Origin of the sequence: Streptomyces palmae (genome assembly GCF_004684805.1) — a bacterium.
GTDB classification, from domain to species: Bacteria; Actinomycetota; Actinomycetes; order Streptomycetales; family Streptomycetaceae; genus Streptomyces; species Streptomyces palmae.
Genome location: NZ_SRID01000255.1, coordinates 1 through 10,195 on the forward strand (window position 1 = coordinate 1; position 10,195 = coordinate 10,195).

Annotated in this window: 6 protein-coding genes; 5 read left to right on the forward strand and 1 reads right to left on the reverse strand. The window is 71.3% G+C overall.

Features of this window, described 5'->3' with window-relative positions:
• Positions 1 to 97 precede the first annotated feature (97 nt).
• Complete coding sequence (gene hutH / locus E4099_RS22715; protein WP_135340967.1) at positions 98 to 1,648, forward strand: histidine ammonia-lyase; 1,551 nt, start codon at positions 98 to 100, stop codon at positions 1,646 to 1,648.
• 182 nt (positions 1,649 to 1,830) lie between these two features.
• Here the strand turns inward: hutH and E4099_RS22720 are convergent, their stop codons facing one another.
• The gene (locus tag E4099_RS22720) at positions 1,831 to 2,151 is read right to left on the reverse strand and encodes a hypothetical protein (RefSeq protein ID WP_135340962.1); all 321 of its coding nucleotides are present in this window, start codon (positions 2,149 to 2,151) and stop codon (positions 1,831 to 1,833) included.
• A gap of 100 nt (positions 2,152 to 2,251) precedes the next feature.
• On the opposite strand from E4099_RS22720, the gene E4099_RS22725 reads away from it, so the two are divergent.
• The 4 genes from E4099_RS22725 to E4099_RS22740 all read left to right on the forward strand — a co-directional run bounded on the left by E4099_RS22725 (position 2,252) and on the right by E4099_RS22740 (position 9,891).
• Complete coding sequence (locus E4099_RS22725) at positions 2,252 to 2,563, forward strand: hypothetical protein (protein ID WP_135340963.1); 312 nt, start codon at positions 2,252 to 2,254, stop codon at positions 2,561 to 2,563.
• A 195-nt stretch (positions 2,564 to 2,758) separates the two neighbouring features.
• Positions 2,759 to 3,997: a L,D-transpeptidase gene (locus E4099_RS22730; protein WP_135340964.1), complete on the forward strand. Its 1,239-nt coding sequence runs from the start codon at positions 2,759 to 2,761 to the stop codon at positions 3,995 to 3,997.
• Between the two features lie 337 nt (positions 3,998 to 4,334).
• Positions 4,335 to 7,652 carry a S8 family serine peptidase gene (locus E4099_RS22735; protein ID WP_245245093.1) on the forward strand — a complete coding sequence of 1,106 codons (3,318 nt, stop codon included), beginning with the start codon at positions 4,335 to 4,337 and terminating at the stop codon, positions 7,650 to 7,652.
• Between the two features lie 592 nt (positions 7,653 to 8,244).
• Positions 8,245 to 9,891, forward strand: coding sequence for a S8 family serine peptidase (locus tag E4099_RS22740; RefSeq protein ID WP_135340966.1), 1,647 nt, complete (start codon positions 8,245 to 8,247; stop codon positions 9,889 to 9,891).
• Positions 9,892 to 10,195 lie beyond the last annotated feature (304 nt).

Genomic DNA, 10,195 nt, shown 5'->3' on the forward strand with positions numbered 1-10,195 from the left:
GGTGGGTGCGCGGGGGGCCGGCGGCGGACGCCGTCGTTCGGGCACCGCGGGATGGTGACAGTTTGCGATTCAGTCTCTAGGGTTCCTGAATATGGATATGCACTCTGTGGTGGTGAGGTCGTCCGGGACGACCGCCGACGATGTCATCGCCGTGGCCCGCGGCGCCGCGCGGATCGAGCTGTCCGCCGACGCGCTGTCCGCCGTCGCCGCCGCCCGCCGGGTGGTGGACGAGCTGGCCGCCAAGCCGGACCCGGTCTACGGCGTCTCCACGGGCTTCGGCGCCCTCGCCGTCCGCCACATCAGCCCCGAGCTGCGCACCCGGCTCCAGCGGAACATCGTGCGCTCGCACGCCGCCGGAATGGGCCCCCGGGTGGAGCGCGAGGTGGTGCGGGCGCTGATGTTCCTGCGGCTGAAGACGCTCGCCTCCGGCCGTACCGGCGTCCGCCCGGTGGTCGTGGAGACCATGGCCGCCATCCTGAACGCGGGCATCACCCCGGTGGTGCACGAGTACGGCTCCCTCGGCTGCTCCGGCGACCTGGCGCCGCTGTCCCACTGCGCGCTGACGCTGATGGGCGAGGGCGACGCGGAAGGCCCCGACGGCCGGGTGCGGCCCGCCGCCGAACTGCTCGCCGAGCACGGCATCGAGCCCGTGGAACTGCGCGAGAAGGAGGGCCTGGCGCTGCTCAACGGCACCGACGGCATGCTCGGCATGCTGGTGATGGCCTGCGCCGACCTGGCCCGGCTCTACACCTCCGCGGACATCACGGCCGCCCTCTCCCTGGAGGCCCTGCTCGGCACCGACAAGGTGCTCGCGCCCGAGCTGCACGCCATCCGCCCGCACCCCGGGCAGGCCGCCAGCGCCGACAACATGCTGCGGGTACTGGACGGTTCCGGGCTCACCGGGCACCACCAGGACGACGCGCCGCGGGTGCAGGACGCGTACTCCATCCGCTGCGCCCCGCAGGTCGCCGGGGCCGGCCGGGACACCCTGGCGCACGCCCGGCTGGTCGCCGACCGCGAGCTGGCCGCGGCCGTGGACAACCCGGTGGTGCTGGTGGACGAGTCGGGCAGCGGGCGGGTCGAGTCCAACGGCAACTTCCACGGCGCCCCGGTCGCCTATGTGCTGGACTTCCTGGCCATCGCCGCCGCCGACCTGGCCTCCATCGCCGAGCGGCGCACCGACCGGCTGCTGGACAAGAACCGCTCGCACGGCCTGCCGCCGTTCCTGGCCGCCGACGCCGGGGTGGACTCCGGCCTGATGATCGCGCAGTACACCCAGGCCGCCATGGTCAGCGAGCTCAAGCGGCTCGCCGCCCCGGCCTCGGTGGACTCCATCCCGTCCTCCGCGATGCAGGAGGACCACGTGTCCATGGGCTGGTCCGCCGCCCGCAAGCTGCGCACCGCGGTGGACAACCTGGGGCGGGTGATCGCGGTGGAACTGTTCGCGGCGGCCCGGGCCATCGAGCTGCGGGACGGTCTCACCCCCGCCCCGGCGACCCGGGCGGTGCTGGCCGCGGCGCGCGAGGCCGGGGTGCGGGGGCCGGGCGAGGACCGCTTCCTGGCGCCCGACCTGGCCGCGGCGGAGGCCTTCGTGCGCTCCGGCGGCCTGGTCGCGGCGGCCGAGTCGGTCACCGGCCCGCTCGCCTGACCGGACCGGGGCCCGGCCGGCAGGCGGCCCTGGTTACCGGGTCGCCCCGGCCGGGCCGGTAATCCGGAGCGGCAGACGGTTTCGGCCGGCCGGTGATCCGTGCGGCAGATGGTCCCGGCCGGCAGGTGATCCGGTCCGGCAGGTGATCGCCTGCGGCCCCGGGCTTCGGTCCGGGGTCACGGTCAGCGACTGGCCGTGCGCGTACGGCGAACGGAGACGGCGACCATCGCCACCCCGAGCCCCAGGAAGCCGGTGCCGCCGACCAGGTACGGGGTGATGTCCACACTGCCGGAGTCGGCCAGGTTCGGCTCCTCGCCGGAGTCCCCGGCGAGCCGGGTGGGGGTGAGGGCGGCGGCCTGCTCGGCCCGCGGAGCGGACCGCGGCGCCGGGGCGGCGTCCCGGTCCACCGTCGCGTTGGCGGACGGCACGAACCACAGTGCGCACAGCATCACACCCGCGGCGGCGGCGGTCAGCAGCGGACGGCGTGCGATCAACGGATGCATCCCCCTTGCGGAAGCGGCGAATTGGCCCCGTGAACCCGAATCGTAGTGACAACTGCGGGTCGCGCGGTAGCGAGACCGGTGGAGCCCTACGCTCCGTGCCATGAGTGCAACCGAAACATCACGTTATGTACGACTTCAGGTGGACCTCATGCTGGAGGTCACCGGCTCCACGGATCTGACCCGGGCCGCTCTTGACCAGATCGAGGGTGATGAGTTCATGTTGGACGAGGAACGCGGACACGCCCGCCAGGCGGTCCAGGACGATCCGGCGGAGGCCCTGGCCTACCTGGTGGATCCGGTGGACCTGGTCGGGGACGTACCGGGGATCGAGCTTGCCCAGGCCTCCTGGACCAGCGAGATCGCGGCATTCGACCCCGAGGCGGTGGACTGGGACCTCGACGACATGGAGTAGGTCGTCTTCGCTGGTGGCACCGGTCGGACAGGTTCCGGCCGGTGCTTTCTGCCGAGTGGCCTTGGGCACAGTTTCACCGCCTGTGGAACCGGCTGGAAGTCGTCTGCGTTCTTAACGGAGTGCCGGGGCCCTTGTGGGACGAGTGTTCCGGTTCGGGGATTTTTGGGGTCCAGTAGCAATGGAGACAGACCAGTGATGACGGACGGCAAGCGCCGCAAGGGCATGGTGGCCGTGGCCGCGGTGCTCGGTGGTGTACTCACGCTCGGCGCGTGCGGCGGAGGCGACGACAAGAAGGACGAGGGGGGCGGCAAGTCCCAGACGCAGGTCGACCAGGCAGCCGCCAAGGACGCCTCGGACGCCCAGATAAAGATCTCGCCCAAGAACGGCATCGCCAATGCCGGCATCAACCGCGACGCCAAGGTCACCGTCAGCGGCGGCAAGCTCACCTCCGTGGTGATGACCGCCCCGGCGACCGGCGCCACCATCAACGGCACCATCTCCGCCGATGGCACCAGCTGGAAGCCCAGCACTCAGCTGGAGCGCTCCACGCAGTACAAGATCACCGCGGTCGCCAAGGACGCCGAGGGCCGCAAGGCCACCGAGAACTCCTCGTTCACCACCGTCTCGCCGACCAACAGCTTCATCGGCAACTTCACGCCGGAGGACGGCTCCACGGTGGGCGTGGGCATGCCCGTGTCGATCAACTTCGACAAGGCGGTGACCAACCGCAAGGAGGTGCAGTCCCACATCTCCGTCACCTCCAGCAGCAACCAGCAGGTCGTCGGCCACTGGTTCAGCAACACCCGGCTGGACTTCCGGCCGCAGGAGTACTGGAAGGCCAACTCCACGGTCACCCTGAAGCTGGACCTGGACGGCGTCGAGGCGTCGAACGGCGTCACCGGCGTCCAGGAGAAGACCGTCACCTTCAAGATCGGCCACTCCCAGGTCAGCACGGTGGACGCCAAGGCGAAGACCATGAAGGTGGTGCGGGACGGCCAGACCCTCAAGACCATCCCGATCTCCGCGGGCAGCCCGGCCAACCCGACCTACAACGGCCAGATGGTGATCTCCGAGAAGTTCAAGGAGACCCGGATGAACGGCGACACGGTCGGCTTCGGTGGCGAGTACGACATCAAGGACGTGCCGCACGCCATGCGCCTGTCCACCTCCGGCACCTTCATCCACGGCAACTACTGGGGTTCGGACTCGATCTTCGGTTCGGCCAACACCAGCCACGGCTGCGTGGGCCTGAACGACGTCCAGGGCGCGGGCGACCCGAACCAGGACGGTGCCTGGTTCTTCAACAACTCGCAGATCGGTGACGTGGTCATCGTCACCGGCTCCCCTGACAAGACCATCCAGCCCGACAACGGCCTCAACGGCTGGAACATGAGCTGGAGCGAGTGGGTCGCGGGCAGCGCCACCGGCGCCTGATGCGCCCCCACAGCGCGTACTGACCCCAGTCCCCCCACAGCGCGCCGCGAACGGCGGTCGGCAGATCCTGCCGACCGCCGTCGGCTTTTTGCTGCCCGATTCAGGCCAGGGGCGGCCGTCCGGAGGTGGCAGGCCGTAGAGGTCTGATTGCGTCAACTCTGCTACAGGTTCGGTCAATTCAGGCCATTAAATCGTTCTTTTATGGTCTTGAACTTCTTGTTCACGTACGCCGATGCTGTTCCCGCATGTGTGAAGGGCCTTCAGTGCCCTCTTTTGTGAACTCTCATCATGTGGGGGAAAGTTGCGCAGAAAAGCACATACGCCGTGGGCCGGGTCCGTGGCCGCCGCGGCGGCCGTGGCGCTGGCAGCGGGGCTGACCACCGCGCCGGCGGCCTCGGCGCAGGACCAGAGCACCACCGGTGCCCCCGAGGCCCGCGGGGCCCGGGCCGGTGCCGCGAAGCACTGGATCACCCTGATCACCGGTGACCGAGTCGCGGTCGACGGCAAGGGCCGGACGGTCGGCCTGCGGCGGGCCGAGGGCCGCGAGCACATCCCGGTGCAGATCCAGCGCGTGAACGGGCACACCTACGCGTTGCCGCTGGACGCCCGCCGACTGATCGGCCAAGGCCGCCTCGACCAGCGGCTGTTCGACCTCACGACGCTCAGCCGGCCCGAGTATCTGGCGCGGCAGCGCGAGGGATTGCGGCTGATCGTCACCTACCGCGGGGAGCGGCCCGCGGCCAAGAGCGCGCTGCGCGCGGCGGGCGGCACCGAGGTGCGCCACACCTTCCGCTCGCTGGGCGCGGACGCGGTCGGCGTCCCCGCCCAGGACGCCGGCGCCGCCTGGAAGGCGCTCACCGGCGCGCCCGAGCCGGGGACTCCGTACCGGACGGCCGCCTCCGGGGTGGCCGCGATCTGGCTGGACGGCATCCGCCGCGCGGACTTGGACAAGAGCGTTCCGCAGATCGGCGCGCCGGAGGCATGGAAGGCCGGGTACGACGGCAAGGGCAGCACCATCGCCGTGCTGGACACCGGAGTGGACGAGACCCATCCCGACCTGGCCGGGCAGCAGATCGAGGAGAAGAACTTCTCCGAGGCCCGAGACACCAAGGACCGTGTCGGGCACGGCACCCATGTCGCCTCCATCGCGGCCGGAACGGGCGCCAAGTCCGGCGGCAAGTACAAGGGTGTGGCGCCGGGCGCCAGAATCCTGGACGGCAAGGTCCTGGACGACGCGGGCTTCGGCGACGACTCCGGCGTCCTCGCGGGCATGGAGTGGGCCGTCGCGAAGAAGGCCGACGTGGTCAACCTCAGCCTCGGCGGTCCGGACAGCCCCGGCAAGGACCCCCTGGAGGCGGCGGTCGACAAACTGTCCGCCGAGACCGGCACCCTGTTCGTGATCTCCGCGGGCAACGAGGGCGAGTCCGGGCCCGGCAGCATCGGCTCCCCCGGCAGCGCCGACTCCGCGCTCACCGTGGGCGCGGTGGACAAGCGGGACAAGCTCGCCGACTTCTCCAGCACCGGCCCCCGGGTCGGCGACGACGCGATCAAGCCCGATGTGACCGCGCCCGGTGTGGACATCGGCGCCGCCGCCGCGCCCGGCAGCCTCATCGCCGAGGAAGGCACCCCGGTCGCCGACGGCTATGTGGCGATATCCGGCACCTCGATGGCCGCCCCGCACTCCGCGGGCGCCGCCGCGATCATCGCCCAGCAGCACCCCGACTGGACCGGCGGACAGATCAAGTCCGCGTTGATAGGCACCAGCACCCCCGGTGACGGCTACAGCGCCTTCCAGCAGGGCACCGGCCGGATCGACCTCCGCAAGGCGATCACGACCTCGCTGATCGCCGAGCAGCCCTCGCTCTCGTACGGCCTCCAGTCCTGGCCGCACACCGACGACAAGCCGGTGACCAAGGAGCTGACCTACCGCAACCTGGGCGACCAGCCGGTCACCCTGGATCTGTCGGTGGTTGGCACCGGCCCGGACCGCAGGCCCGCCCCGGACGGCTTCTTCACCGTCAAGGACAAGCAGCTCACCGTCCCCGCCAAGGGCACCGCCAGCACCACGGTGACCACCAACACCAAGCTGGGCGGCTCGGTGGACGGTGCGTACAGCGCCTATGTGACCGCGACCGGCGGCGGCCAGTCGGTCCGTACCGCGGCGGCGGTGAACCGCGAGGTCGAGTCGTACGACGTGACCTTGAAGCACCTGGGTCGCGACGGCAAGCCTGCCAAGTACTTCCTGACCGACCTGACCGGCCTCACCGGCCAGGCCCGGGGCGTCGGGCACGGGTTCGACGAGACCACCAAGAACAGCACGGTGCGGCTGCCCAAGGGCCGCTATGTGCTCAGCAGCCAGATCCTGCCGGTCGGGCTCGACGACTACAAGGGCATGGACTGGATCAACCAGCCGCGCCTGGAGGTCACCAAGAAGACGACGGTGACTCTGGACGCGCGCACCACCAAGCCGGTGGATGTCACCGGGCCGGACTCCCGTGCCCGTGCCGCCTTCGCCGATGTCGCGATGGATGTCACGCTTCCCGACGGCGGCGGTTACAGCTCCATCATCACGGTGCCGTCCTTCAAGAACTTCCGCACCGCCCACCTCGGCCCGGCCGCCCCCCGCGGCGAACTGAGCCAGCAGTACAGCGCCGTCTTCCGGCGCGGCTCCGACGGCCCGGAATACCACCTGGCCTACGGCGGCCCGACCACCAGGATGGCCACCGGCCTCACCCGGCACGCGAAGTACGCGGACCTGGCCAAGGTCACCGCCACGCTGGGCAGCTCCGCGGCCAAGAAGAGCGGTCTGCTGTCCGTGAGTCCCGACACCGGCGGCGGCGTCAGCGGGAGTGTCCTCTCCCCGGTGAAGCTGCCGCGCACCAGCACCCTCTACCTCACCGGCAAGGGTGCGACCTGGGAGTTCGACTTCATCCAGATGAACGACCAGGGCCCGTTCGAGGCGGGCGTGTACGCCGCCCCCGCCCGTTTCACCCCTGGCAGCTCCTACCAGCGCCGCTTCAACATCGGTGTCTTCGGGCCCGGTCTCCCCGCGGACTCCGGGATCTTCCGTGACGGCGACAAGCTCGGCGGCTCCCTGCCGCTGTTCACCGACGGCGCCGGGAACTCCGGTTGGTCGAACCTTGCCAAGGTCACCACCACGCTCTACCGCAACGGCAGCAAGGTCGGCTCCAACGAGGACCCGCTGAGCGGCGAGCCGTTCACGGTGCCCGCGGACCGGGCCGGCTACAAGCTGACCACCTCGGTCAGCCGCAGCAGCAAGGTCGCCAAGGTCTCCACCCGGATCGACGGCACCTGGACCTTCTCCTCCGGGCACACCGACGGCAAGGTCAGGCTGCCCGCCTCCGTGGTGCGCTTCACCCCGGCCCTGGCCGCCGACAGCACCGCCAAGGCGGGCGCCACGATGCGGGTGCCGGTCGCGGTGAAGGGTTCCGCCGCAGGCGGGCACCTCAAGTCGCTGACCGTCTACGTCAGCTACGACGAGGGCAAGCACTGGAAGAAGCTCGCCGTCAGCAGCGGCAAGGTCACCGTCAAGAACCCGCGCGCCGGAGGGAGCGTCTCCTTCCGCGCCGAGGCGGCGGACAAGCAGGGCAACACGGTCAGCCAGACCATCTATCGGGCCTACCTGACCAAGTAGAAGCACCACACCGGGCAGTACGGCCCGACCCCCGGCCCGCCGGAGCGCCCCCGCGCCCCGGCGGGCCGTTCGCGCTTCCGGTGTGCCGGCCCCCACCCGGCCACTGCGAAAGGCAGCCCGCAATCGTCTTACGGAGTGGCGCCGCCACGCAAGGGGGACGCTTCACATTCCTTATGAGTTGCTCGGGTTCTGGCTTTTCGCATTCTTTCACGCGCTTGGGCTTCTTGATCGGCTTCACGCATACTGCTCCCGCATACCGACTATGCGGGGCGTTCCTACGCCTTATGTGGTGAGTGTTTCTCACATGGGGGAGAAATTGCAGAGAAGAGCAGGTCGGAAAAGGGCCCATTCGATATGGGGCGGGTCCGTGGCCGCCGCGGCGGCCGTGGCGCTGACGGCGGGGCTGACGACGGCGCCGGCTTCGGCGGAGAACCGGAGCACTACGGGGGCCGCCGGTGCCGCTGAGGCTCATGGGGCACGGGCGAATGCGGTACGGCACTGGGTCACACTGATCACTGGTGATCAGGTCGCGGTGGACGGCAAGGGGCGGCCGGTCGGGCTGCGGCGGGCCGAGGGGCGCGCGGATAATCCGATGCGGATCGAGAGCGTGGACGGGCACACCTACGCGATCCCGTCGGACGCGCGGCGGCTCATCGACCAAGGCCGCCTCGACCTGCGGCTGTTCGACCTCACCACGCTCAGCCGACCGGAATACCTCGCTCGGCAGCGTGAGGGGCTGCGGCTGATCGTCACCTACCGCGGGGAGCGGCCGGCCGCCAGGAGCGGGCTCGCCGCCACCGACGGCGCCGAGGTGCGCCGTACCCTCCGCACCCTCAACGCGGACGCGGTCAGCGTGCCCGTCGAGGACGCCGGCGGGGCCTGGCAGACGCTCACCGGTGCGTCCGGGTCCGGCACCTCGCCGGGCGCCGCCGACCCCGGTGTGGACAAGATCTGGCTGGATGCCGTCCGGAGGGTGGAACCGGACAGGAGCGTTCCGGGGACCGGTGCGCCCAGGGCCCGGCAGGCCGGGTACGACGGCAAGGGCGCCACCATCGCCGTGCTGGACTCCGGGGTCGACGAGACCCATCCCGACCTGGCCGGCCAGGAGATCGCCGAGAAGAACTTCTCCACCTCTCCCGACACCAGGGACCGGGTGGGCCACGGCACCCACGTCGCCTCCATCGCGGCCGGCACCGGCGCCAAGTCGGGTGGCAAGTACACCGGTGTGGCGCCGGGCGCCAGGATCCTGGACGGCAAGGTGGTGGACGACCAGGGCGACGGCGACGACTCCGCCGTCATCGCCGGCATCGAGTGGGCCGTCCAGCACCAGGCCGATGTGGTCAACCTCAGCCTCGGCGACCCCGACACCCCCGGCACGGACCCGGTGGAGGCGGCGGTCGACAAGCTGTCCGCGGAGACCGACACCCTGTTCGTGGTCGCCGCCGGCAACAACGGGAAGTCCGGTGCCGGCAGCATCAACACCCCGGCCTCCGCCGACTCCGCGCTCACCGTGGGCGCGGTGGACAAGGAGGACCGGCTCGCCGAGTTCTCCGGCGTCGGCCCCCGGCTCGGCGACAACGCGATCAAGCCCGATGTGACCGCGCCGGGCGTGGACATCGCCGGGGCCCTCGCCCCCGGCAGCATGGCCGCCGAGAAGGGCACGCCGGTCGCCGACGGCTATGTGGCGCTGTCCGGCACGTCCATGGCCGCCCCGCACGCCTCCGGCGCCGCCGCGATCCTCATGCAGCGGCACCCCCACTGGACCGGTCAGCAGATCAAGGCGGTGCTGACCGGCACCGCCACCCCCGGGACCGGCTACAACCCCTTCCAGCAGGGCACCGGACGGATCGATCTGCGCGAGGCGCTGCGAGCCTCGGTGATCGCCGAGCCGAGTTCGCTGTCGTTCGGCGCCCGGTCCCGGCCGCACGCCGGCGACCGACTCCTGAACAAGCGGCTCACCTACCGCAACCTGGGCGACCGGCCGGTCACCCTGCACCTGTCGGTGGTGGGCACCGGTCCGGACGGCAAGCCCGCCCCGGACGGCTTCTTCACCGTCCGGGACCGGCGGCTGACCATCCCGGCCAGGGGCACCGCCGGCACCTCGGTGACCGTCGACACCCGGCTGGGCGGCTCGCTGGACGGGGCGTACGGCGCGTATGTGACCGCGACCGGCGGCGGCCGACTCGTGCGTACCGCGGCGGCGGTGGTGTGCCTGCCGACCGACCCCGCCACGGCCTGACCACCCCGGTCGGCCAGTCCGGCCACCGCACCCGTCCGACCGAGTAGCCGCAACGCCGACGGGCCCTACGGGCCGGGGTACGACCCCGGCCCGTAGGGCCTGACCATGGCCCGTCGGCCGGACCCCGGCTCGTGCGCCCGACCCCGGCCTGACGCCGGCCTGACCCTGACCGGTACGGCCCGACCCCAAGTCGCACGGCCGGACCCCGGCTCGTACGGCCTGACTGCGGCCCCTACGGCCCGCCCCCCGGCCCGCCGGAGCGCGTCAGCGTTCGGCGGGCCGGGGGGCCGCTCGGTGTTCGGGG